Source organism: Cellulomonas endophytica (assembly GCF_004123805.1).
Lineage (GTDB): Bacteria > Actinomycetota > Actinomycetes > Actinomycetales > Cellulomonadaceae > Cellulomonas > Cellulomonas endophytica.
Genome location: NZ_RWJX01000029.1, coordinates 1 through 23,181, shown reverse-complemented (window position 1 = coordinate 23,181; position 23,181 = coordinate 1). Strand labels below are relative to the sequence as shown.

The following is a 23,181-nucleotide window of genomic DNA, read 5'->3' as shown; positions in this document are numbered from 1 at the left end:
GCGCGTCACGGCGGGACGACCACCCACAGCCCCAGCACCAGGGCCGGCTGGAGCAGGACGCAGCCCGCGAGGACGAGCCGGCACCGCCGGCGCGTGCGGTGCAGCCAGGGCTCCCCCAGGAGCGGGGCGAGCGGCAGCAGCAGGCGCAGCGTGCTCTGCTGCGGCAGGAAGACCGCGACGAGGTAGGCCAGGTACGCCGCGGTCCACACCGACGTCTCGCGGTCCTGCTCGCGGGCCCGGCGCACGAGCGCGACGGCCAGCACCGCCAGGAGCGCCGCCACGACGAGGGGGCCCGGCACGGGCCCGAGGAACGCGCCGGCCATCCGGAACCAGGGGGTGAAGGGCACGAAGCCCGCCTCGCCGGTGTACTCCTTCCACCAGGCCGTCTCCGTCGCGAAGTAGGCCTCCGGCACCCCCGTCACGGCGGTCACGACGAGGGGCCACGCCGCCCCGGCGACCCCGACGACGAGCACCGTCGCGACGACCGCCCGGTGCTCGCGGGCGGGGGGCCGCTCCCCGCGCCGCAGCCGCAGGAGGTGCAGGAGGGCGACGGCCGCCGGCAGGGCGAGGGCCCCGGGGCGCGTGAACGCCGCGACGACGCCGAGCAGCGCGACGAGCCCGAGGCGACCCCGCAGCAGCGCGCGCAGGGCCAGCAGGAGCAGCAGCAGGAACAGGCTCTCGGCGTACGCGACGCCGAGGAGGAACGACATCGGGCCCCAGGCGAGCAGCACCGCCGCGCCGAAGGCCGCGCGCTCGTCGCCGCGCTCCAGCACGAGGCGGTGCAGCGCGACCGTGGCACCGGCCCCGGCGACGAGGGCCACCGCCACCCCGAGGACGTCGACCCCGAGCCCCGTCACCGCCGCGAGCCCGCGCAGCAGCAGCGGGAAGACCGGCATGAACGCCCAGGCGTTCTTCGCGACCTCGCCGTCGCCGTCGCGGGGGAGCTCGCGCGGGTAGCCCTCCGCGGCGATCTGCGCGTAGTACTGCCCGTCCCACGAGGTGAGGAAGCCCACGAGCCCGGGGCCGCCGTCGACGCCGGTCGTGGGCAGCGCGCCCCGCTCGACGAGCCGGTGGCCGATCGCGAGCAGCGTCGTGCTCCACACCCGCGCCGCCACGTAGAGCGCGAGCAGGACGAGGGTCGTGCGGCGCAGGTCGCGGCGCGACGGGGGCGCGCCGACGGCCCGGGCGGGGCGCGCGGCGACCGCGGTGGCCGGTGACGCCCGCACGGACGGGCTGGTCAGCGCGGTCACGCGAGGACGCTAGGCAGAGGGTCGGCGCCCCCGCGCGGCGAGGGCGGCCGTCGCGGCCCACCCGCCCTCAGCGGGCTGACAGGCGTAGGGCGCGCTCCGGCCCCCGCACGCGGCGGTGCGAGCTCCGGGCGGGGGGCTCAGGCCGGCGGCGTGCCGCCCGCGCGCAGGAGGCGGAGCCAGGCGCGTGCGGTGACGAAGTCCTCGTCGGAGGTGCCGGTGTGCACCGTGGGCGCGAGCGCGTCGGCGCGCGGGTAGGAGCCCAGGAAGCGCACGTAGGGGCAGCGGCGGTGCAGCCCCATGAGGGCCTCGCCCACGCGCTCGTCCGTCAGGTGCCCCTCCGCGTCGATCGAGAAGGAGTACCGGCCGAGGGCGTCGCCGATGGGCCGCGACTCGATCCGCGAGAGGTTCACGCCGCGCACCGCGAACTGCTCGAGCATCGCCAGCAGCGCGCCGGCCTCGTTGTCCGGCAGGTGCACGACGAGGGTCGTCTTGTCCGCGCCCGTCGGCGGCGGCACCGCCCCCGGCGGCCCGACGAGCACGAACCGGGTCACCGCGGACGGGTTGTCGGCGACGTCCCCCGCCAGCGGGACGAGCCCGTAGGTCTCGACCGCCGCCGGGGGGACGAGCGCGGCGTCGAAGGCCAGGCGCGTCGCCTCCGGGGCGCGTGCCTCCTCGGCGAGCAGGGCGGCGGGCGCGGTGTTCGAGGTGGCGGGGACGTGCTGGGCGCCGGGCAGGTGGGTGGCGAGCCACCGCCGGCACTGGACCCAGGCGTGGGGGTGGGCGCTGACGCGGCGGACGTCGCCGAGGGCGGTGCCCGCGCGGGCCGCGAGCGTGAACTGCACCGGGACGAGCATCTCGCGCAGGATGACGAGCGGGTCGCCGGCGGCGAGCGCGTCGAGGGTCGCGGTGACCCCGCCCTCGGCGGTCGACTCGATGGCCACGACCGCGCGGTCGGCCCCGCCCGCGCGGACCGCGGCGATCGCGCTGCCGACGTCCGTCTGGGGCAGCAGCACCGCACCGGGCTCGGCGACCTGCTGCAGCGCCGCCTCCGTGAACGTCCCCGCCGGCCCCAGGTAGGCGTAGCGGAGCGCGGGGGCGGCGGGCGGCATGGGGGCTCCGGTCGGCGAGGGGCGGTGAGGGGCGGCGAGGGGCGGTGAGGGCGACGGGCCGTGCGGCGCGGGCGGCGCGGCGGCCCCGCGAGCGTACCGACCGGGGCGGACACCGGGGCGGGTCGGGTCCGGGAGGCGTGACGTCGAGCGGGGGCGACGTCGGGTGGGGGCGCGGTGGCACGGCAGGGTTGTGCACGACCCGTGAGGGCGGCGCGCGGGCGGCGCGGAGACGCCGGGGAGGGGCCGGGGGCCCCGCGCGCGGTCCCGGCCCGCGTCGGGGGCGCCCCGTAACCTGGCCGCGTGCGCTCCGTCCCGACCCCCCGGCGTCCTCCCGGCGCCGCCCGCGGGGCGGTCGCCGCGCTCGGGCTGGCCGCCCTCACCGCGCTCGCGGTGCTGCTCCCCGCCCTGGTGCCCGGCCCGCCCCCCGGGGCGGCGTGGGGTGCCGCGCTCCGCACGACGACGGGCACGACGACGGGCACGACGACGGGTCCTGCACCCGCCGCGGTCGACCCCGGCGCGGCGCCCGTGCTCCTCGTCGGGATCACCGGCGTGCGGTGGGAGGACGTCACCCCGGGCACGACCCCGGGCCTCCACCTCCTCGGCCGCACGGCGCGCCTCGCCGACGTCGCCGCCCGCGGGGTGAGCACCACGTCGTGCCCCGCCGACGGGTGGCTCGCGGTCTCCGCCGGGGCCCGCGCCGGCGACGCCGCACCCGACGAGCGCACGGGCGACGCCCACGTGCCCGAGGAGGTCCTGGCCACGCCCGCGCCCGACGGCACCGTCCCCGACCGCTGCCGGGTGCTCCAGGGCCCCGAGGTGCTCGACGCCCCCGCGGGCGCCCCGGGCACGGCCGGGCCCGTCCCCGGGTGGTCGGACTACCTCGCGGCGGTCGCCGACCAGCCCTACGACGCACGGCCCGGGCTCCTCGGCGAGGCCCTGCGCGCGGGCGGAGCGGTCGTCACCGGCTTCGGGCCGGGTGCGGCGGTCGCCCTGGCGGACGCCCCGGGCGAGCCCGTCGGCGCCTGGGGGCCGCTGCCGGGGAGCGCCTCGGGCCTGGCCGCAGCGGTCGAGGGGGCGCTGACGACCTCGGACCTCGTCGTGCTCGACGCCGGCGGCGTGCGGGACCGGGAGGGCACGGTGTTCGCCCCGCGCGAGCAGCAGCTGGCGGCCGTCGACGAGCGGGTCCGGGCCGCGGTGACGGCGGCGCAGGCGGCCGGCGCGCAGCTCCTCGTCGTGTCCCTCGCCGACTCGGGCCGCGCGGAGCTGCAGCTCGCGGCCGCCACGGGCCCGGCCGGCACGCCCTGGGCGGGGCCGGGGCTGCTCACGACGGGCTCGACGCAGCAGCGCGGGCTCGTGCAGACGGTCGACGTCGCCCCCAGCGTGCTCGCCGCCCTCGGCCTGCCGGCGGACGACGCCGCCCTCACCGGCGCGCCGGTCCGCGCCGCCCCGGGACCGGCCGACGCGGACGCCCGGGTGGCGCGCCTCGTCGACGTGGCCGCCGAGGCCGACGGCGTTAGGCGCGTCAGCGGGGGCTTCTCCACCGTGCTCGTGCTGCTGCAGGTGGCGCTCTTCGTCGCCGCGGCGCTCGTCCTCACCCAGCCCCGTGAACGGCAGGAGGGGCCCCTGCGGCGCGTCCTGCACGTCCTGCGGGTCGCCGGCGTCGTCCTGGCCGCCTGGCCCGTCGCCGGGTTCCTCGCCGGCCTCGTGCCGTGGTGGCGGGCCGACGCGGTCGGCGCGGCGTTCTGGGGGACGGTGCTCGCCCTGTCGACGCTCGTCGCCGCCGTGGCGCTGCTCGGTCCCTGGCGGCGGCACGTCCTCGGCCCGGCCGCGGTCGTCGCCGGCGTCACCGTGCTCACGCTCGTCGTCGACGCGTGCACGGGCTCCTGGCTCGTCATCGACTCGCCCATGGGCGCGCACCGCATCCTCGCGGCCCGGTTCTACGGCATGAGCAACCAGTCCTTCGCCCTGCTCCTGGCCGGCGGCCTCGTGCTCGCCACGGTCGCCGCCGACGCCCTCCTGCGCCGCGGCCGGCGGCGGGCCGCGCTGCTGGCCGTCGCCGGGCTGGGGGTCGTGCTCGTCGTCGTCGACGGCACGCCCGGGCTCGGCAGCGACTTCGGCGGCCCGCCCGCGCTCCTGCTGTCCTTCGCCTACCTCGCCCTGGCGACGACCGGCCGGCGCGTGCGCTGGGGCGTCGTCGCGCTCGTCGTGGCGGTCGGCGGCGCGGTCGCGACCGGCCTGGCGGTCCTCGACTGGCTGCGTCCCGCCGGCGAGCGCACCCACCTCGGGCGCTTCGTCGCGACCGTGCTCGACGGCGGCCTGGGACCGGTCCTCGTGCGCAAGCTCGACGCGAACCTCGGCATCCTCACGACCTGGCGCTACCTCGTGCCCGCGGTCGCCGGCGTCGCGCTGCTGTGGGTGCTCGCCCGCGCCGCACGCCGGCACGCCGGCGACCGCGCGCGGGAAGCGGCCGACCTCGAGCACGAGGTGCCCCTCGTGCGCGCCGGGCTCGTGGCGGGCGGGCTCGGCCTGGCCGTCGGCTTCCTCGTGAACGACTCCGGGATCATCGTGCCCGCCACGGGCATCGCGCTCGCCGTCCCGGCGCTGGTCAGCGCGACGGCGCAGCTCCACCTGCCGGGCACGTCCCGCGGCGCGGGGCTCGCGCCCGCCGGGGGTGTCGGCCGGGACGCCGACGGCGGCCCCCCGGCGGTCCCGACGACGCGGCCGGCGGCGACGACCTAGCGGCCGCCTCAGGCCTCGTCGGCCTCCGTGCGCTGGGCCGGCCGACCGGAGCGACGCGCGGGCAGACCCGCCGCCGAGCGCAGGCGCCGGGCCGCCACGGCGATCTGGACGTCGCGGTACTGGGCCGCGCGGTGGAGCTGGCCCTTGAGGTCGTTGCCCGAGGGGCGGTGCCGCAGCTCGCAGGGGACCTCGAGGACCCGGAAGCCCTGGCGCAGCAGGTCGATGGTCATGCCGACCTCGACGCCCCAGCCGCGGGCGAGCGGCGTGGCGGCCTCGAACGCCTCGCGGGTGAGGCAGCGCATGCCCGACAGGGGCTGGCTCGGCGTCCAGCCCGTGAGCGCGACGATCGCCCGGCGCGCGGCGCCGACGACGAACCCGCGGCCCCCCGCACCGGCCTGCCGCGGCAGCACGGCGATCGTCACGTCGGCCTCGCCGGCGAGCACCGGGCCGACGAGCGGCGCCGTGGCGACCGCCGTGTCGGCGAGGTCGCCGTCGATGAAGAGCAGGTCGCGCGGGGGGCGGTCGGGCAGGTCGCGCATCGCCACGACCGCGGCACCGGTCTCCATCGCGGCGGCCTTGCCGCGGTTGTGCGAGTGCCGCACGACGACGGCCCCCGCCTCGCGGGCCACGTGCTGGGTGTCGTCGACGGAGCCGTCGTCGACGACGAGCACGAGGTCGACGTTCGGGATCGCGCGGGCCGAGCGGACGGTGGCGGCGATGCGGCGCGCCTCGTCCTTGGCGGGGACCACCACGGCGACGCGGCGGCGGCGCAGGTGCTCGCGGTGCGCGACGGGCCGGTGCCGCACGTCCGCGGCCGCCGTCCCGGCGACCGCCTCGGCCGTCGCGGCGGGGTCCGCGGGCGCACCTGCGGGCCCGGGGGCCGCGACCACGTCCTCGGGGCCGTCGTCGGTGTGCACGACGCCCACCCTAGGCCCCGGACCGGCGCGGACGCCGTCCGGGACGACGGGGGTCACCCGTCCGGAGGGACCGGACGGCGGCGCCTCGACGCCCCGGCGTCACCGCGTCAGCGCAGGGTCACCTGCCGGGCGACGAGCCCGGCCCGCGCACGCCGGGCGTTCGCGTCCAGGGGCGCCGTGTCCTCCAGGGCGGCGGCGAAGCGCGGCCCGAAGGCGGCGAAGGGCGCCTCGACGTCCTCGGCCTCGGACCCGCGCGCCAGCTCCCAGACGGGGACGACGAGGCCGGCGGCCCGGAAGTACCCGATGAACTTCGAGCCCTCGAAGCCCGACTCGCGGCGCGCGTGCAGCCGGGCGAGGCCGTCGAGCACCGTCTGCTCGTCCTGCGGCTGCACCCACCGCAGGAACTCCTTGGCGCCCATGCGGACCCAGTACGCCGACTCCGCGGCGACGAGGCGCTCCGTGGGCAGGATGCCGGCGTCGGCCTCCTCGAGCGCCTTCTCCAGGTCGGGCGTGCGCTCCGCGGCGGGGTCGAGCCAGTAGGCGAAGGACGTCTCGACCTGCGCCTCGAACGGCACCGCGAGGTCGAGCACGTCCTGCAGCCGGGGGCCGGGGCCGACGAGCGTCCCGGCCGTCACCGGCGTGCCCGGCTCCACCTGCAGCGCCTGCAGCAGGGCCGCGGCGGCGTCCCGGCTGGCGTCCCCGGAGCCGGCGCCGAGGGTCTGCAGCGCGAGCAGCACGACGCCGTCGGCGCGGTGGAGGGCGCGCCACCCCTCGGGCAGGACCGTCGTGACGACGACGTCGCGGGACCCGTGCTCGGCCGTGGTCCGGGCGCGTCCCGTGCCGGCCGGCACGAGCTCCTTGAACGCGACCCAGTCGGTCTCGGACGGCAGGCCCTCGAAGGGGCGCAGGACGAGGTCGGTGTTCGCAGGCACCCGCGCAGGCTACCGGCTGCGCGCAGGGGTGCCGGTGGGCCAGGATCGACCCATGGACCCGCGCGCCGGCACGCCCGCACAGCCCTCCGACCTCATCGACGTCGACGCGCTCGTCGCGGCGTACTACGACGAGGAGCCGGACGTCGACGACCCGGGCCAGAAGGTGGTGTTCGGGACCAGCGGGCACCGCGGCTCCGCCTTCGACCGCGCGTTCAACGAGGCGCACATCGCGGCGACGACGCAGGCGATCGTCGAGTACCGGCGCGCGCAGGGCACGGACGGGCCGCTGTTCATCGGCCGGGACACGCACGGGCTGTCCGGGCCGGCGTTCCGCACGGCCCTGGAGGTGCTCGCCGCGCACGACGTCGAGGTCCACGTCGACGCCCGCGACTCCTGGACGCCGACCCCGGCCGTCTCGCACGCGATCCTGCGGCACAACGGCGCCGGGTCCTCCGAGGGCGTCCGGACGCAGGGGCCGGGCCTCGCGGACGGCATCGTCGTCACGCCGTCGCACAACCCCCCGCGGGACGGCGGCTTCAAGTACAACCCGCCGGACGGCGGCCCCGCCGGCTCCGAGGCGACGGGCTGGATCGCCGACCGCGCCAACGCGATCCTCCGCGAGGGCTGGCGCGGGGTGCGGCGGATCCCCTTCGAGCGGGCCGTCGCCGCCGACACCACCCTGAAGCACGACTACCTGTCGTCCTACGTCGACGACCTGGCCAACGTGCTCGACCTCGAGGCCGTCCGCGCCGCCGGCGTGCGCATCGGCGCCGACCCCCTCGGCGGGGCGTCCGTGGAGTACTGGGGCGCCATCGGCGAGCGCTACGGGCTGGACCTCACCGTCGTGAACCCCGAGGTCGACCCGCGCTGGGCGTTCATGACCCTGGACTGGGACGCCAAGATCCGCATGGACTGCTCCTCCCCCTACGCGATGGCGTCCCTCGTCGCGCGGATGACCGGCGGGGACGGCCCGGCGCCCTACGACATCGCCACGGGCAACGACGCGGACTCCGACCGGCACGGCATCGTCACCGCCGACGGCCTGATGAACCCCAACCACTACCTGGCCGTCGCCATCTCCTACCTCTTCGGCGGCGCGCGCCCGGGCTGGGGCGAGGGCACGGCCGTGGGCAAGACGCTCGTCTCCTCGAGCCTCGTCGACCGGGTCGTCGCCTCCCTCGGGCGACGGCTCGTCGAGGTGCCCGTCGGCTTCAAGTGGTTCGTGCCCGGTCTCGTCGACGGGTCCGTCGGGTTCGGCGGCGAGGAGTCCGCCGGTGCCTCGTTCCTGCGCACGGACGGCACCGTCTGGACGACGGACAAGGACGGCATCCTCCTGGCGCTGCTGGCCTCGGAGATCACGGCCCGCACCGGCCGGACCCCCTCGCAGCACCACGCCGACCTCGTCGCGCAGCACGGGCGCTCCTGGTACGCGCGCGTCGACGCGGCCGCCAGCCGCGAGGAGAAGGCCACCCTCGCGGCGCTGTCCCCGGAGCAGGTCACGGCGACGAGCCTGGCGGGCCAGGACATCACCGCGAAGCTGACCCGGGCGCCGGGCAACGACGCGTCGATCGGGGGGCTCAAGGTGACGACGGCCGACGCCTGGTTCGCCGCCCGGCCGTCGGGCACGGAGGACGTCTACAAGATCTACGCGGAGAGCTTCCTGTCCGCCGAGCACCTGGCCCAGGTCCAGGAGGCGGCCAAGGGCGTGGTCTCGGACGCGCTCGCGGGCTAGGCCCTCCGGGCCGGGCGGGGGAAAGCCCTCGACCCGGGTGGGAGGATGAGGCACGTGCTGCAGCCCTACCGCGACGTCCTCGCCCGCCCCGGAGCCCCGGCGTTCGTCGCGACCAGCACGCTCGCCCGACTGCCGATGTCCACCGCGGGCATCGGCATGGTGCTCGCGGTGGCCCAGCTCACCGGCTCCTACGCGCTCGCGGGGCAGGTCTCGGCGGTCTTCGTCATCACGCAGGCCGTCTGCTCCCCGCAGCTGGCCCGGATGGTCGACCGGTACGGGCAACGCAGGGTCATGCGGCCGGCGCTGGCCGTGGCGGTGCTCGGGCTCGCGCTCGTGGCCCTCGCCGCGGCCCTGGGCTGGCCGGCGGCCGCCCTCTTCGCGCCGGCGGTGCTCGCGGGCGCGACGATCGGCTCCTACGGCTCGCTCTCGCGCGCCCGGTGGAGCGCCCTCCTCCGCGACGACGCCCGGGGCCTGCACTCCGCCTACTCCCTGGAGTCCGTGCTCGACGAGGCGGTCTTCGTCGTCGGCCCGGTGCTGGCCACCGTGCTGGCCACCACCGTGCACCCCGTGGCCGGTCTCGTCGTGGCGCTGCTGTCCCTGGCCGTCGGCGGCTGGACGTTCCTCGCGCTGCGGGCCTCGGAGCCGGCGCCGCACGCCGCCGGGCCGGGCGGCACCGGGACCGCTCGCCACGCCTCCGTCCTGCGGGTGCCGGCCGTCGCGGTCACCGTCGCCGTGTTCGTCGCCATGGGCGCGATCTTCGGGGCGATCGACGTCGCGACGGTGGCCTTCGCGGAGGAGGAGGGCGCCCCGTGGGCCGCGGGCGTGGTGCTCGCCGTCTTCGCCGGGGGGTCGCTCGTCGCCGGGCTCGTGTACGGGACGCGGCAGTGGACGCGCCCCGTCGGCCAGCGCTTCGCCACCGGCATGGTCGTCCTGGGCCTGGCGGTGTGCCCGCTGGCCGTCGTCGGCTCCCTCCCGCTGCTGGCCGTCGTCCTCTTCCTCGCCGGGCTGTCGATCGCGCCGACGCTCATCAACGGCAACACGCTCGTGCAGGCCGCGGTGCCGCCCGGGCAGCTCACGGAGGGGCTCGCCTGGATCAGCACCGCGCTCGGCGCGGGCGTGGCGCTGGGGTCGGCGGTCGCCGGTGCCCGGATCGACGCCGTCGGCGCGCACGGCGGCTTCCTCGTGGTGGTCGTCGCGGGTGTCCTGGCGGTGGCCGCCGCGCTCGGCGCCGGCCCCGTGCTGCGCCGTGCCGGCACGACGACCCGCGTGGTCGACCCCGTCTGACCCGGACGCCGCGGGGAGGCTCACGGCGCCGCTCCCGCGCGGTGCCCCGACCGGAGGTCGGACCCGCGCTCGGACCTGTGCTCGGACCCGTGCTCCGCCAGCCCGGCGCGCAGGTCGTCCGGCACGAGCTCGGCCGCGTCGACGACCGCCTCCGCGAGCGCCACGAGCGCCGGCCGCAGCTCCGTGTGGACGCTCTCGAGCGCGACGAGCACGGGCCCGCCCGCCCCGTCGTCGAGCCACTGCCGCACGACGAGCACCGGGCCCGGGTCGTACCCGTCAGGACCGCACGCCGGGCCGGGCAGGTGCCCGGCGCCCGGACCGGCGACGGGAGCGAGCGCGCCGACGCGCCCGGGGTCGGCGGGGTCGGGATCGCACCCGGTGGGGGCGCCCGCGCCGCGCGACGGGCGGACGTCGACGGTCGTCCAGACCTCCCCGGCAGGACCGGGGCGCCGCGCCGCGGACGGCCCGCCCGCCCGGGCGAGCGCCTCGACCACGCCCGGGCCGCCGGGGCCGGGCAGGCGGTGGGCGGTGAGCACCGCGGACACCGTGCCGGCGCGGGCTCCCGCCCGTCGGTCCGCACGCGCGGCCGCGGGCACCGGGACCGCCACGAGCGCCAGCAGCCAGCCCCCGTGCGCGGCGACCTCCTCCGCCGTGGCGGCGAGCAGACGCGCGTGCTCGCGCCGGACCGACGGCGCCGGCCGCCCGCCGCGCCAGGTCCGCTCGACGGCCCGGGCCACCCCCGCGCGCCGCTCCCGCGGGTCCGTCAGGGGCACCACCGCCCAGTCGGCGGGCAGCCGCAGCGCGAGGCTCATCGTCCGGCCCCCCCGGCGCCGGCCGGCAGCAGCGGGTTCACGGGCGCGAGCGGGTGCGGCACCCCCGGCGTCGGCGGCGGCGCGAGCGGCGGGGCGCCGGCGGGGGCGGTCGGGGCCGGGTCGGGGGCGGCGAGCCCGGCCACCGCCCGGACCGTCTGCACCGCCTCCGTCACCTGGGCGCCGGTCCAGACGGTGCTCGCACCCGCGGCCAGCGCGCGCGAGGGCGTGAGGAGCTCGCCCGCCGCCGCAGCGGCGCCCGCGGGGTCCCGGGCGACCGCCCCCAGGGCCCGCAGGTGCTGCACCTCGTCGGGCGTGGCCCCGAGCACCCGCGCGGCGAAGGACAGCGGCGACCGGCCCGCCTCCGCGAGGGCGGCGCCGGCCCTCGGCAGGGTCTGCGGGTCCACGAGCGCGCGCAGGCCGGCGGCGGTGTCCGCCCGCCACTCCCGCACGAGCCCGGCGGGCGACAGCGCGGCCCGGACCGCGGCCCCTCCGCCGCGCAGGCCACCCGTGCCGGCGCTCACGCGCACGACCGCACCGGCCGCCCGGGCCGTCCCGAAGGTCACCACCCCGAGGACGTCCGACGCCAGGATGCCGGCACCCTGCTCACCGCGGGCGACCTGCACGAGGTGCTTCACGAGGACCACCACCGCCAGGACCGTGGCGAGGGCCCCCAGCGCCGGGCCGATGCTCGGCACCCACGCGAGCAGCAGCGCCAGGAACCCCACGACGTCCGCGATCTGCTCGAGGTGCTCCCACAACCACGAGAGGGCCTCGGCCACCGCGTCGACCACCGGCGCGACGGCCGCCCCGAGGGCGTCCAGCCCGGCGGCCAGGAGCGGCGCCAGGTGGGCCCACGCGAGCGAGGCCGCCGCGGCCCCGAGCACGACGGCGCCGAGGACCGCGCCGCGCCCGTCCGCCCCCGGGTCCAGGACCGCGAGAGCGGCCTCGGCCGCCGCGTCCCGCCGCGCGGTGACGGCACGGAGCCCGGCGCGGGCGGCGACCAGGCGGTCCTCCGCGGCGGCGGCCTCGAACCCGGCGGCGGTCGCCCGCTCCTCGTGGGCGAGCGCCGCGGGGTCGCCGCCGTCCGCCGCGGCCGCGGCGCGCGCCCACCAGAAGGACGCGTCGTCGGAGGCGCCGTCGAGGGCGTGCGCCGCCGCCCGGGCGTCCTCCAGCAGCGTCGCGGCCGCGTCCTGCGCGGCGGACAGGCCCTCGGCGTAGGTGACGAGGGCCTGCCCCGCCGCCCGGGCCCGGCCGCCGACGCCCTCCAGAGCGGTCGCGAGCGCCAGGGTCCTCGCGTCCAGGGCCTCGAGGCTGCGGGCGCGGCCCGTGGCGGCCACCGTCCGCAGGGCCCCCACGACCTCGAGGAGAGCGTCCGCCGCTGCCGCGACGGCGCGCGCCCCCTCCGCCACCTCCGCGGGGCGGCCGGGCACCGGGTCCTCCAGCGCGAGCGGGGCCCAGGAGGCCGCCGGCCTCACAGCGCCACCGGGCCGGCGAGCGCCGTGGCGAGGTGGGCGTCGGTCGAGGCGAAGGCGTCCGCGACCCGCCGGAATGCCGCTGCCAGGCCGGCGAGGTCCTCGCCCGCGCCCCGCGCCGCCACGGCGTGCGCCCCCAGGAACGTCACCGCACCCCGGGCGAGCGCCGCGTGCCCCACCGCCGACGGCAGGTCGGAGGCCGGCGTGGCCACGGGGAGGCCGGCGAGGCGCTCGAGCAGCGCCGCCGTCGCCTCGAGCGCCGCCGTGTCCACCCGCAGCCCGTCCGCACCGCCCATGACGACGCCCGCCCCTCGCTCCCTCGCCCGGCGCCGCCGCGGCGTCCGGGGCCGGGTCCGCCCCGGCGAGCGCCGACCGTAGGGCGGCCGGGCCGGTGCGCGTCGGACGCCCTGTGGACGACGGACCCGGGACGCCGGGCAGGGGCGCGCCGCACGGGGCGGATCACGGCGGCGGATCACGGCGGCGGATCACGGCGGCGGATCACGGGGGCGCAGCACGGGCACGCAGCACGACGACGCCCCCGCCGGGGGACGGGGGCGTCGTGGTCGTGCGGGGGGTGCCGGGGGCTACGGCCGGTTCGAGGCGGGGCCCGCGGGGCCGCTCGTGCCGCTGCCGGCGCCGTACGCGGGGCCGTCGTCCGTGCTCGTGGGGACGGCGGTCGACGGGGTCGTCGTCGCGGACGTCGGCGGCACGGCGGTGACCGGCGGGACCGGTCCGTCGGGCAGGTCGGAGCCCTTCTCGCCCTGGAGCGCCTGCTTGGCGACGCCGACGGCCTTGTCCTTCAGGGCGGTGCCCCGGTCCTTCGCGAACGACTGCACCTGGCTCTCGGCGTCGTGCACGACGCCCTGGACCTTCGGGTGGTTCCAGACCCCCGTGGCGCCGTGCTTGATGCGGTCGAACTGCTGGCGTCCGGCGCGCGTGCCGAGCACGTAGCCGACCCCGGCACCGAGCACGAACCCGATCCTGCCCTTCATGGAGCCCTCCTCCGGCGCGGTGGGGCGCCGGGCCGCGGGGCCCGGCGTCGTGGTGTGGCGCCCTGCGAGCCTAGGCAGCGGCGGCCCGGCCCGCGCGACGAGGGGGCCCCTCAGATCCCGCTCGCCCCGAACGCCGCGCCGAGCACGTAGGTGACGGCGGCGGCGCCGAAGCCGATGGCCAGCTGGCGCAGCGCGCGGCGCAGGGGCGGCCCGCCCGACAGCAGCCCGACGACGGCGCCCGTGCCGAGCAGCGCCACCCCGACGAGCGCCGCGGCCCACACCACGGCCGCGAGCCCCTCGGCGCCGAGGAGGTAGGGCAGCACGGGGATCGCCGCGCCCGAGGCGAAGAAGGCGAAGCTCGCGACCGCGGCGTGCAGCGCGGTGCCGACGGTCTCGTGCTGGCCGTCGTCCGACGAGGGGCTCAGGCCGGAGGCGGGCCGGCGCGGGTCGCCGACGGCGAGCGCCCCGAGCACGCGCCGGGCGCGCTCGTCCGCCTCGTCGGCGCCCATGCCGCGCGCCCGGTAGACGAGGGCGAGCTCGTTCGCGTCGACGTCGAGGTGGTCGAGGGCGGCACGGGCGTGGGGGCCCGGCTGCGAGGCGTCGAGGAGCTCGCGCTGCGAGCGCACGGACACGTACTCCCCCGCCGCCATGGACAGGGCGCCGGCGAGCAGGCCGGCCAGCCCCGTGAGGAGGACCACGGACGGCGCGACGCCGCTCGCGCCGACACCGAGCACGAGGGCGAGGTTGCTCACGAGGCCGTCGTTGGCGCCGAAGACGGCGGCCCGGAACGTGCCGGACATCCGGTTGCGGCCGCGCTCGGCCAGGCCGCGCACGACCTCCTCGTGGATGCGCTCGTCGGCCGCCATCCGCGGGGTCGCGTCCTCGTCCTGGGCGTAGCCCGAGCGGGCCTCGGCCCGCTGGGCCAGGGCGAGCACGAAGACGCCGCCGAAGCGACGGGCCAGCACGCCGAGGAGGCGGCTGCGCAGGTCGCCGGGCAGGGGGCGGCCGACGTCCGCGCCGAGCAGGTCGAGCCAGTGCTGCTCGTGGCGCCCCTCGGCCTCGGCGAGGGCGAGGAGGATGTCCCGCTCCTCGCCCGTCCGGCGGGCGGCCAGGTCGCGGTAGACGGCGGCCTCGGCGCGCTCGTCGGCCAGGCTCCGGCGCCAGCGGCGCACCTGGGCGGCCGTGGGCGCCCGGCGGGCCTCGTCGACACGCCGGGAGGACGGGACCGAGGACGGGGCCGAGGACGAGGCCGGGGCCGGGGCCGGTCCGGACGACGCCGGGAGGGTCGGCGGCGGCGCCGCGGGGGCGCCCGCGGGCATGCGGCTGCCGGCCGGAGGGGTGGTCATGCGTCGATCGTGGCACGCGTCGCGGCGCCGGGTCACGCCCATGGGATGAATTCGGGCACCCGAAACCACGCCTGCGGCGACCCGTACGCCGTGCCCCCGTCCGTCTGCGGCGACCGGGACGCCCCCGGGGCCCCTCGTCGGGCGACGGGAGACCCCGGCCGGCGCCTGGTGCGCCGCGCGCGGGCGGCCGGGGGCCCCTCAGGACGTGGGCGCCGCCGCGCGCAGCTTCTCCAGCAGCGGCCCCGCCGCCGTCTCGAGGAACTGCGACTGACCCTCGTCGCCGACCTGGACGAGGGCGATGTCGGTGAACCCGGCCTCCCAGTAGGGCTGGACGGCCTCCACGATCGCGTCGAGGTCCGGGCCGCACGGGATGGTCTCCGCGACGTCCTCGGGGCGCACGTACTGGCTGGCGGCGTCGAAGGCCTCCGTCGTCGGCAGGTCGGCGTTGACCTTCCAGCCGCCCGCGAACCAGCGGAACTGCTCGTGCGCCTTCGCCAGGGCGGCCTCCGCGTCGGGCCCCCAGCAGATGGGGATCTGCCCGATGGCCCGCGACGGGCCCGTCCCCGCCGGCCGCTCGGACTGCCACCGCTCGATGAGCTCGCTCTCGGGGTCCGTGGCGATGAGGTGGTCGGCCAGGGGCGCGAACCGGGAGACGGACTGCGGCCCGGAGACCGCCATGCCGATCTCGACGCGCTCCTCCGGCAGGTCCCACAGCTTCGCGGAGTCGACGCGGAAGTGGTCGCCCTCGTACGTGAGGCGCTCGCCGGACAGGAGCTCGCGGATGATGTGGGCCGCCTCCTCGAACATGTCGTGCCGCTCGCCCACGGCCGGCCAGCGCTCGCCGACGACGTGCTCGTTGAGGTTCTCGCCGGCGCCGAGGCCGAGCGTGAAGCGGTTGTCGCTCAGCAGGCCGAGGGTGGCGGCCTTCTGGGCCACCACCGCGGGGTGGTACCGCAGGATCGGGCAGGTCACGTACGTCATGAGGTCGACCCGGGAGGTGACCTGCGCGACCGCCCCGAGCATGGTCCAGGCGTACGACGCATGGCCCTGGACGTCGAGCCAGGGGAAGTAGTGGTCGGAGGAGACCTCGAAGTCGAAGCCCACCTCCTCCGCCGCGACCGCGTAGCGGACGAGCTCGCGCGGGCCGGACTGCTCGGTCATGAGGGTGTAGCCGAATCGAGTCATGGCACCACGGTCGCCCGGCGGCCCCGCCCGCGCATCCGGGCGTCCGGGGGAACCTGGCAGCCGGGGGGTCACGGCGCGGCCGGGCACGGCCGATGGGGACGCCGTGGACCTCCTCGACCCGGCGGCCGCGGCCGGCGCCGCGCACGACGACGACCCCGACGCGCCCCTGCGCGCGGTCGTCCGCGTCGCCGCGGCGGTCGCCGGCGCGCCCACCGCGACGGTCAACCTGTTCGACCACGCCGGGGGCCGGCAGTGCCAGCCCTTCACGCACGGCTTCGTCGGTGCGGACAGCCCGCTCGACGAGTCCATGTGCGTGGTGACGGCCCACGGGGTCGGTGCCGTGAGCGTCCCCGACGCCTCGCTCGACGAGCGCTGGAGCACCAACCCCTGGGTCGACGGCCGCCGCGCCCGCGTCCGGCGGTACGCGTCCTTCCCGCTGCACGGGGTCGACGGGCAGGTCGTCGGCACGCTCTGCGTCTTCGACGAGCGGCCGGGCGACCTCGACGGGGCGTGCCGCGCCGCCCTCGCCGACCTCGCCACGACCACCGCCGCCCTCCTGCGCCACCGCGAGCGCGCCGCGCACTGGAGGCGGGCCGCGCAGGAGGCCGACGAGCGCCGCGCGCTCCTCGAGGGCGTGCTCGACAGCGTGGAGGTCGGCATCGTCGCGGCGGACCGCGAGGGCCGGGTGACCCTGTTCAACCGCACGGCCCGGCGCTGGCACGGCGTGGAGGCCGACGGCACGGTCGCCCCCGGGGCGCTGGCCGGCCACTACGGCCTCTTCGCCGAGGACGGCACGACGCCCCTGCCCGAGGACGGCGTCCCGCTGCTGCGCGCGCTCCGCGAGGGTCACGTCGAGCGGGCCGCCCTCGTCCTGGCGCACCCCGACGGCAGGCGCCGGACGGTCGAGACCACCGGCCGCGCCCTGCGCGGACCGGAAGGGACGCCGCGCGGCGCCGTCGTCGCGATGACGGACGTCACGGAGCAGCGCCGCGCCGCCGCCCGGGACGCCCGCACCATCGGGCGCCAGCGCGCCCTCGTCCGGGCCCAGACGCGGGTGGCCGAGGCCGACCTCGTGCCGGCGGTCGTCATGGACCGCATCTGCCGCGGCGCGCAGGACGTCACGGGCGGCACCGGCGCGCTCCTCGTCGAGCGCCGCGGCGCCGAGCTGCTCGTCCAGGCGGCGACCGGCACCCTCGACGGCCTGCGCTCCGCCACGCTGGAGCCCCTGCGCTCGCTGGCCGGGCTCGCGCTGCTGAGCGACACCACGGCCCGGGCGGGGGCGGGCGGCCTCGACCCCCGCGACCTCGTGGAGACGACGGCCACCGGGGCGCCCGCGATGCTCGCCGTCCCGCTGCACCACCGCGGGGACGTCATCGGCGCCGCGCTCGTGGCCGGGGCGGGGCCCGAGGACCTCGACCGCGACGACGCCGGGGCCCTGAGGCTGCTCGCCGCGCCGTTCAGCGCCGCCCTCGCGCACGCGTGGGCGATGGAGCAGGCCGTCCGCGAGGCGGCCACGGACGCGCTGACGGGGCTGCCCAACCGGTCGGCCGCGATCCTCGGGCTCGAGCACGCCCTCGCGCGGCAGGACCGCCACGGCGGCCACGTGGCGCTGCTGTTCCTCGACCTCAACGGCTTCAAGCGGGTCAACGACGCGCAGGGGCACGGCGCCGGCGACGCGCTCCTCGTGCAGGTCGCCGAGCGCATCCGCCGCGCCGTCCGCGCGGTCGACACCCCCGCCCGCTACGGCGGCGACGAGTTCGTGGTCGTCGCGGAGGGGCTCGCGCGCCCCGAGGACGGCCACGTGCTCGCCGCGCGGCTGCGGGAGGCCGTCACGGGCTGGTACGACCTGCCCGGCGGGCCGCCGGCGCGGGTCGGGACCGCCGTCGGCGTCGCCCTGGCCCACCCCGAGGAGGCGCCGCGGCCCCTCGTCGAGCGGGCCACCGCGCTGCTCGTCGCGGCGGACGCCGCGATGTACGCCGACAAGTCCGGGGCACGGGTGCGGGCCGCCCGCTGACCCGGGCCGCCGGGCCGACCCCAGCCCCCGGCCCGCGGCGGTCCGCCGCGCCCGGCCGTCGATCGCGCCCGCAGGGCCCGGCAGCGGCCAGGATGGGCGACGTGAACCTCCCGACCCCTGCCGCCCGCCCCGCCGTCGGGGTGCTGCTGCCCCGTGACCTGCCCGCCGCCGCCGTGCTGCCCTACGCCCGCCGCGCCGAGCGGCTCGGCTTCGACGAGCTGTGGGTCGTGGAGGACCTCGGCTTCCGCGGCGGCGTGGCGCAGGCCGCGGCCGTGCTCGCCGCGACGGAGCGGATCCGGGTGGGCATCGGCATCCTGCCCGCCGCCGCCCGCAACCCCGCGTTCGCCGCGATGGAGGTCGCCACGCTCGAGGCGCTCTTCCCGGGGCGGACGGACGTGGGCGTCGGGCACGGCATGCCGGGGTGGATGCGGTCCGTCGGCGCGTGGCCGGCGCGGCCGCTGGCCCTGCTCGAGGCCTGGACGGCCGCCCTGCGCGACCTGCTCGAGGGCCGCACGGTGACCACCGCCCCGGACTCGCCCGTGCGTCTGGACGGCGTCGCGCTGGACCCCTCGGCGCTGCCCGCCGCCCGGCCGCGGCTGCTCGCCGGCGTGCGGGGACCGCGGTCGCTCGCGGCCGCCGGCCGCGTCTTCGACGGGACGGTGCTCGCCGAGCCCGTCACCCCCGAGTACGCGCGGGCGGCGCGCGAGCAGATCGCCGCCGCCGGACCCCACCGCCTCGTCGCGTACAACGCCGCGAGCGTGCACGACGACGAGGCCGCCGCCCTCGACGCCGTGCGCCCCGGCCTGGCGTGGATCGGCGAGCCGGACTGGGCACCGCACCTGGCGCCGCTGCCGTTCGGGGAGGACGTCGCCCGGCTGCGCGCGGACTGCGCGTCCCGCGAGGAGTTCGCGCTCCGGCTGCCCGACACGTGGGTGCGCCAGCTCGCCGTCGCGGGGACGCCGGAGGGTGCCCGCGAGCGGGTCGCCGGGCTCGCGGCGGCCGGCGTCGACGTGTCCGTCCTCATCCCGTCCGACCCCGACCCCGTCGCGGCGCTCGAGGGCCTGGCCCGGGTGCTCGAGGACGAGGGCGGGGACGACGGCGCGGCGTCCCGCTAGCCGGTGCCCCCGCCGCTGCCGACCACGGGGTGGCTCACCACGACGGCCGCGAGGACGACGACGGTCGCGACGACGAGCAGGGTCTCGGTCAGGACCGGACGCCGGCCCCGGGACAGCCCCCGGCCGAGGAGGACGGCGGCGGCCCCGCCGACGAGGACGGCCCACACGACGAGCACCCAGCCGACGACCCACAGGCCCGTGAAGACCGTCTCGGCCGCCGGCGAGGCGGACCCGACCAGGTCGCCGGCGACGAGCGCCACGGCGGCACCGCCGGCCAGGGCGAGCGCGGCCCCGCCCGCGACCTGGGCGACGGGGGCGCGACCACGCGGGGTGTCCACGGCCGTCACGCTAGGGCAGCCGCCCGGGGGTGACAACGGCCGGGGCGGACCACGGCCGGAGGTGCGGTCGGCGGGGCGCGACCACGGCCGAGCCGTGCGACGGCCCGGTCGGGCGAGGGCCGGTCAGCCCTCGTCGGCGCCGACGTGGCGGCGCCGCTCGCGGTAGGCCCGCGCCTTCATGACGTCGCCGCACTCCCCCATCGCGCACCACCGCCCCGAGCGGTTGCGCGAGGCGTCGTAGAACACCCACCGGCACCCGGGGTTGCCGCACGTCTTCAGGCGCCTCCAGGTGCCGTCGGCGTGCGCCACGTGCACGACCGCGAGGGCCTCGGCGACGGCGGCCGCGGTGTCGCCGGTGCCGGAGGTGACGGCGGCCGCCGCGTCGCCGGCCTCGTCCCCCGGCACCCGGGCAGGCCCGAGCCGGGTGGTCGCGGCGCCGTGCTCGTCCCCGCCGAACCGCACGACCAGCGGGTGCGCGGCCGCGAGCGCGTCCAGCGCCCCGGAGCCGCCCCCGGTGAGGTACGCGCGCAGCGCGTCCCGGACGGCGACGAGCGGCGGCGGACCCCCGGCGAGGTGGTCGACCCCGTGGAAGCGGTCGTCCGTGTTGAGCAGCGCGCGGACGGCCTCGAGCGGGGCCGGCGCCACGCCGGGCTCCTCCCCCTCGCTCACCCAGGCCGCCAGCGCCCCCGCCATCCCCGCCCCTCCGCCGCGGGGCCGGACGCCCGTCCCCCTTGTCCTGCGACCTCACCACCCACCATAGTCGTCACCAGCGTCACGCGATGACCGGTGACGCAGCGACCGGCCGGCGACGCCGCCACCGGACCACCGACCGAGGGGGCACCATGACCACCACCGGAGCACCGGGCGCCGGGCCGCGCAGCACCGGGCCGCACGTCGCCGCGCCGGCGAGCTCTCCGACGGCCCCGGGCGTCCTGACGCACCGGGTGCCGACGCCCCTCGGCACGGTCGCGGTCCACGACCACCCCGCCGACGACCCCGCCGCGCCCGTGGCCCTGCTGTGGCACAGCATGTTCGCGGACTCCTCGTCGTGGGCCGCCGTCGTCCCGGCGCTGACGCCGCACCGCCGGCTGCTCGTCGTCGACGGGCCCGGCTACGGGGCCAGCGCACCGCTCACCCGGCGCAGCACCATCGCCGAGAGCGCCCGCGTGGGCGAGGCCGTGCTCGACCACCTCGGCGTGGACGCCGTCGACTGGGTGGGCAACGCCTGGGGCGGCCACGCCGGCCTGCACCTCGCCGCCACGCGCCCGTCCCGGGTGCGCACCCTCGTGGCCGTCAGCGCGCCGGTGAACGCCCTGATGCGGCAGCAGCTCGCCCTCGTCCGCGTCCTCACCGCCGCGCTGGCGGTCGTCGGCCCGGTGCGACCCCTGCGCGACCGGATCGCGGAGGTGCAGCTCGCGCAGCCGCAGGGCCCGCGCCGCCCCGTGCTCGACGCCGCCCTGCGGCGGCCGTCCCGCCGCAGCCTGGCCATGACGGTCCGCTCGTTCATCATCGCGCGCACGGACCTGTCGTGGGCGCTGCCGCGCATCGCGGTGCCCACGCTCGTGGTGGCCACCGACGACCGCTACGACTGGACGCCCGAGCTCGCGGAGGCGGCCGCCCGGGCCCTGCCGAGGGGCACGTTCGCCACCGTGCACGGGGCGAACGTCGTCGCCCCGCTCGAGCAGCCGGCCGCCACGGCCGAGCTCGTCCTCGCCTTCTGGGCCGAGCACGGTGCGCGCCCCGTGTGACCGCGCCCCCACCGCCGGGAGGGGCGGGCAGGGCTCCGGCGAGGGACAGGCTCCAGGGGTCGGCGTCAGGGGTGCCGCGTCAGGCCCAGGCCTCCCGCGCGGTCCGGACCGGCTGCCCCGTGCGCGCGGCCTCGCCGATCGCCAGCCCGAGGAGGTGGTCCTGGAGCCCCTCCGCCAGGGGGTAGGGCGCGGGCCCCTCGCCGCGCACCCAGGCGCCGCAGCCCAGGAGCAGCCCGGCGACGGCGAGGTCGTCGTCCGCCAGCCGCCCGCCGACGAGCGCGTTGCGCCAGCGGACCTGCCCGTCGAGGCTCACGTGCAGCAGGTCGAAGCCGTCGAGGTCCTGCTCGACCCCGGCCTGGCGCCGCACGAGCACGGAGTCGACGACCGTCTCCGGGTCCACCCAGCGCGTGAGCCGGTCGTCGACGAGCTCGCCGTGGCTGCCCCGCACCACGACGCGGTTGCCGCGCAGCGGGTTGTGCCACTGGTTGTCCGTGAAGTCGTAGAGGCCGAGCCGCCCGTCGCCGAGGTCGAGGGTGGCCAGGGTCGTCGTCGCCGGGGCCGGCTCCGTCGCACCGGTGAGGCCGTCGCGGGTCTGCGGGTCGACGAGGGGCGCCGTCGAGGTCACCGCCCGCACCTCGACCTCGCCCCGACCGGCGCCGAGGAACGCCCGCAGCAGCGCCACCGCGTGGTACAGGTGCGTCGAGCTGACCTGCGCGGACGTCACCGTGCCGAGGAGCCCCGCCCGGGCGAGCGCGAGCCGCGCGGCGTGCTGGGGCATGAACGGGCTGTGCTCGGCGACCTGGACGAGGTCGGTGGCTCCGACGTCGGCCCACAGCGCGCGCATCCCGTCGACGTCCGGCGCCGGCGGCGTCTCCGCGAGCACGGGCACGCCGGCCGCGACGACCTCCCGGACGACCTCCGGCGTCACGGGCCAGGGCGTCGAGGTGACGACGAGCTCGGGCCGGTCGGCGCGCGCACCGGCGCCGGGCACGTCCCCCGTCACGAGCTCCTCCACCGTGCGCACGGTGGGCACGCCCCACGCGCGCTCGACCTCGGCGCCGCGCTCCGCGGAGCGGGTCACCACGGCCGTCACGGCGAAGCGCTCGGGGAAGGCGCGCGCCACCCGCAGGTAGAACCCCGCCCGCCACCCGCTGCCCACGACCCCGAACCGCACCGGCTGCCCCATCGCACCCCTCCCCCGCGCCGCCGCCCGCCGGCCGCGCCCCGCGACCCTAGCCGTGCACCCCGGGCGCGAGCCGCGCGAGCCGGGCCTAGCGTGACCGCATGCCGTCCGACGACCACGTCGCGCTCGCCTCGCTGCGGACGTTCCTCGACGAGGTGCACCTCGCGCCCCCCGGCGAGGTCGCCGAGGTGACGGCCCGCGCGGCCGCACGGCTGGGGTGGACCGCACGGCTGTGGGTGACGGACTACGAGCAGCGCCTGCTCGTGCCGCTGCCCGCGCCCTCCGTGCCGGACGCCGACCCGGTCGCCATCGACGGCACCCTCGCCGGACGCGCGTTCCGCCGGGTGCAGCCCGTCCACGTGCCGGGCGACCCGGCCGTCCTGTGGGTGCCCCTCGTCGACGGCGTCCACCGGTTCGGCGTCGTGCAGTTCGGCCTGCCCGCCGGGACGGACCCGGCCGACCCGGCCGTGGAGGACCGCTACCGGCTGCTCAGCCACCTGGCCGGGCACCTCGTCGCGGCGAAGTCCCCCTACGGCGACCCCGTGCAGGAGGCGGGGCGGCGCCGGCACCGGAGCATCGCCACCGAGCTGCTGAACGACCTGCTGCCGCCCCTCACCTTCGGCTGCCCGGGGCTCGTCGTGTCCGGCATCCTCGAGCCGTGCTACGAGGTCGCCGCCGACGCCTTCGACTACGGCGTCACGGGCGGGACGGCGCAGCTGGCGGTGCTGGACGCGATGGGCCACGACCTCGGCGGGACGCTCGTCGTCGCGGTCGCCCTCGCCGCGCTGCGCAACGGCCGGCGCGAGGGCCGGACCCTGTACGAGACCGTGGCCGGGATCGACGAGGCGCTGCGCGCGCAGTGGGGCAGCACGGCGTACGTCACGGGCGTCGTCGCCGAGCTCGAGCTCGCGACGGGGCGCCTGCGGTGGATCAACGCGGGCCATCCCTCCCCCCTGCTCGTGCGCCGGGGGAAGGTCGTCAAGAGCCTCGACCGCGGGCGCCGGATCGTCCTC

20 protein-coding genes are annotated in these 23,181 nt (G+C 78.9%); 7 read left to right on the top strand and 13 right to left on the bottom strand.

Translation table 11 applies throughout. The features are described 5' to 3' along the window. Positions 1-5 precede the first annotated feature (5 nt). Positions 6-1,250 (bottom strand): hypothetical protein, encoded by a 1,245-nt coding sequence (locus tag EJA20_RS10345; RefSeq protein ID WP_129338076.1) that lies wholly within the window; start codon positions 1,248-1,250, stop codon positions 6-8. 137 nt (positions 1,251-1,387) lie between these two features. Then, the gene (gene pheA, locus EJA20_RS10340; protein WP_129338075.1) at positions 1,388-2,359 is read right to left on the bottom strand and encodes a prephenate dehydratase; all 972 of its coding nucleotides are present in this window, start codon (positions 2,357-2,359) and stop codon (positions 1,388-1,390) included. Between the two features lie 300 nt (positions 2,360-2,659). On the opposite strand from pheA, the gene EJA20_RS10335 reads away from it, so the two are divergent. Continuing rightward, complete coding sequence (locus EJA20_RS10335; RefSeq protein ID WP_129338074.1) at positions 2,660-5,098, top strand: hypothetical protein; 2,439 nt, start codon at positions 2,660-2,662, stop codon at positions 5,096-5,098. An 8-nt stretch (positions 5,099-5,106) separates the two neighbouring features. Here EJA20_RS10335 and EJA20_RS10330 read toward each other — a convergent pair whose 3' ends face one another. Both EJA20_RS10330 and EJA20_RS10325 read right to left on the bottom strand, forming a co-directional pair. Further along, positions 5,107-5,904, bottom strand: coding sequence for a glycosyltransferase family 2 protein (locus tag EJA20_RS10330; RefSeq protein WP_240675340.1), 798 nt, complete (start codon positions 5,902-5,904; stop codon positions 5,107-5,109). Positions 5,905-6,122: 218 nt separating this feature from the next. Next, on the bottom strand, positions 6,123-6,947 hold the full coding sequence (locus EJA20_RS10325) for a DUF5926 family protein (RefSeq protein ID WP_129338073.1): 825 nt from the start codon (positions 6,945-6,947) through the stop codon (positions 6,123-6,125). Positions 6,948-6,999: 52 nt separating this feature from the next. Between EJA20_RS10325 and pgm the strand changes: the two genes are divergently transcribed. Then, positions 7,000-8,679 carry a phosphoglucomutase (alpha-D-glucose-1,6-bisphosphate-dependent) gene (gene pgm, locus EJA20_RS10320; protein ID WP_129338072.1) on the top strand — a complete coding sequence of 560 codons (1,680 nt, stop codon included), beginning with the start codon at positions 7,000-7,002 and terminating at the stop codon, positions 8,677-8,679. Between the two features lie 45 nt (positions 8,680-8,724). Continuing rightward, positions 8,725-9,963, top strand: coding sequence for an MFS transporter (locus EJA20_RS10315; protein ID WP_420836424.1), 1,239 nt, complete (start codon positions 8,725-8,727; stop codon positions 9,961-9,963). A 20-nt stretch (positions 9,964-9,983) separates the two neighbouring features. Here the strand turns inward: EJA20_RS10315 and EJA20_RS10310 are convergent, their stop codons facing one another. From EJA20_RS10310 to EJA20_RS10285, 6 genes are all read right to left on the bottom strand, one after another. Then, positions 9,984-10,775 (bottom strand): hypothetical protein, encoded by a 792-nt coding sequence (locus EJA20_RS10310; RefSeq protein WP_129338070.1) that lies wholly within the window; start codon positions 10,773-10,775, stop codon positions 9,984-9,986. Then, positions 10,772-12,250 (bottom strand): hypothetical protein, encoded by a 1,479-nt coding sequence (locus EJA20_RS10305; protein WP_164983930.1) that lies wholly within the window; start codon positions 12,248-12,250, stop codon positions 10,772-10,774. Before EJA20_RS10305 ends, EJA20_RS10310 begins: the two co-directional genes overlap by 4 nt. Next, positions 12,247-12,543: a hypothetical protein gene (locus EJA20_RS10300; RefSeq protein ID WP_129338068.1), complete on the bottom strand. Its 297-nt coding sequence runs from the start codon at positions 12,541-12,543 to the stop codon at positions 12,247-12,249. The genes EJA20_RS10305 and EJA20_RS10300 overlap by 4 nt, the downstream gene beginning before the upstream one ends. 288 nt (positions 12,544-12,831) lie before the next feature. Continuing rightward, entirely contained in the window at positions 12,832-13,239 is a 408-nt protein-coding gene (locus EJA20_RS10295) for a YtxH domain-containing protein (RefSeq protein WP_129338067.1), read from the bottom strand. Positions 13,240-13,349: 110 nt separating this feature from the next. Next, positions 13,350-14,558 (bottom strand): VIT1/CCC1 transporter family protein, encoded by a 1,209-nt coding sequence (locus EJA20_RS10290; RefSeq protein WP_129338091.1) that lies wholly within the window; start codon positions 14,556-14,558, stop codon positions 13,350-13,352. A 225-nt stretch (positions 14,559-14,783) separates the two neighbouring features. Beyond that, positions 14,784-15,770 (bottom strand): TIGR03557 family F420-dependent LLM class oxidoreductase, encoded by a 987-nt coding sequence (locus tag EJA20_RS10285; RefSeq protein WP_129338066.1) that lies wholly within the window; start codon positions 15,768-15,770, stop codon positions 14,784-14,786. A 103-nt stretch (positions 15,771-15,873) separates the two neighbouring features. Between EJA20_RS10285 and EJA20_RS10280 the strand changes: the two genes are divergently transcribed. Together EJA20_RS10280 and EJA20_RS10275 are read left to right on the top strand one after the other, a co-directional pair. Beyond that, entirely contained in the window at positions 15,874-17,784 is a 1,911-nt protein-coding gene (locus EJA20_RS10280) for a diguanylate cyclase domain-containing protein (RefSeq protein ID WP_129338065.1), read from the top strand. Between the two features lie 101 nt (positions 17,785-17,885). Beyond that, positions 17,886-18,899, top strand: a complete 1,014-nt coding sequence (locus EJA20_RS10275; RefSeq protein ID WP_240675335.1) for an LLM class flavin-dependent oxidoreductase — start codon at positions 17,886-17,888, stop codon at positions 18,897-18,899. Here EJA20_RS10275 and EJA20_RS10270 read toward each other — a convergent pair. Together EJA20_RS10270 and EJA20_RS10265 are read right to left on the bottom strand one after the other, a co-directional pair. Then, on the bottom strand, positions 18,896-19,237 hold the full coding sequence (locus EJA20_RS10270) for a hypothetical protein (RefSeq protein ID WP_129338063.1): 342 nt from the start codon (positions 19,235-19,237) through the stop codon (positions 18,896-18,898). The two genes, EJA20_RS10275 and EJA20_RS10270, sit on opposite strands and share 4 nt — an antisense overlap. Positions 19,238-19,360: 123 nt before the next feature. Further along, on the bottom strand, positions 19,361-19,930 hold the full coding sequence (locus EJA20_RS10265; protein WP_129338062.1) for a CGNR zinc finger domain-containing protein: 570 nt from the start codon (positions 19,928-19,930) through the stop codon (positions 19,361-19,363). Between the two features lie 149 nt (positions 19,931-20,079). Here EJA20_RS10265 and EJA20_RS10260 point away from each other — a divergent pair, with 149 nt between their 5' ends. Beyond that, a complete protein-coding gene (locus tag EJA20_RS10260; protein WP_164983929.1) occupies positions 20,080-20,985 on the top strand; it encodes an alpha/beta fold hydrolase in 906 nt (301 codons plus the stop codon). A 79-nt stretch (positions 20,986-21,064) separates the two neighbouring features. On the opposite strand, the gene EJA20_RS10255 is transcribed toward EJA20_RS10260, so the two are convergent. Next, positions 21,065-22,171 (bottom strand): Gfo/Idh/MocA family protein, encoded by a 1,107-nt coding sequence (locus EJA20_RS10255; RefSeq protein ID WP_129338060.1) that lies wholly within the window; start codon positions 22,169-22,171, stop codon positions 21,065-21,067. Positions 22,172-22,269: 98 nt separating this feature from the next. Between EJA20_RS10255 and EJA20_RS10250 the strand changes: the two genes are divergently transcribed. Beyond that, positions 22,270-23,181 (top strand): PP2C family protein-serine/threonine phosphatase (locus EJA20_RS10250; protein WP_240675333.1); only part of this gene is annotated, 912 nt, incomplete at its 3' end.

What these genes read in the sequence shown, in the direction of transcription:
- pgm (WP_129338072.1), top strand. Translation starts at nt 7,000, where the DNA reads ATGGACCCGCGCGCCGGCACGCCCGCACAGCCCTCCGACCTCATCGAC.
- EJA20_RS10300 (WP_129338068.1), bottom strand. Translation starts at nt 12,543, where the DNA reads ATGGGCGGTGCGGACGGGCTGCGGGTGGACACGGCGGCGCTCGAGGCG.
- EJA20_RS10285 (WP_129338066.1), bottom strand. Translation starts at nt 15,770, where the DNA reads ATGACTCGATTCGGCTACACCCTCATGACCGAGCAGTCCGGCCCGCGC.
- EJA20_RS10265 (WP_129338062.1), bottom strand. Translation starts at nt 19,930, where the DNA reads ATGGCGGGGGCGCTGGCGGCCTGGGTGAGCGAGGGGGAGGAGCCCGGC.
- EJA20_RS10290 (WP_129338091.1), bottom strand. Translation starts at nt 14,558, where the DNA reads ATGCCCGCGGGCGCCCCCGCGGCGCCGCCGCCGACCCTCCCGGCGTCG.
- EJA20_RS10260 (WP_164983929.1), top strand. Translation starts at nt 20,080, where the DNA reads ATGACCACCACCGGAGCACCGGGCGCCGGGCCGCGCAGCACCGGGCCG.
- EJA20_RS10255 (WP_129338060.1), bottom strand. Translation starts at nt 22,171, where the DNA reads ATGGGGCAGCCGGTGCGGTTCGGGGTCGTGGGCAGCGGGTGGCGGGCG.
- EJA20_RS10310 (WP_129338070.1), bottom strand. Translation starts at nt 10,775, where the DNA reads ATGAGCCTCGCGCTGCGGCTGCCCGCCGACTGGGCGGTGGTGCCCCTG.
- EJA20_RS10295 (WP_129338067.1), bottom strand. Translation starts at nt 13,239, where the DNA reads ATGAAGGGCAGGATCGGGTTCGTGCTCGGTGCCGGGGTCGGCTACGTG.
- pheA (WP_129338075.1), bottom strand. Translation starts at nt 2,359, where the DNA reads ATGCCGCCCGCCGCCCCCGCGCTCCGCTACGCCTACCTGGGGCCGGCG.
- EJA20_RS10315 (WP_420836424.1), top strand. Translation starts at nt 8,725, where the DNA reads ATGAGGCACGTGCTGCAGCCCTACCGCGACGTCCTCGCCCGCCCCGGA.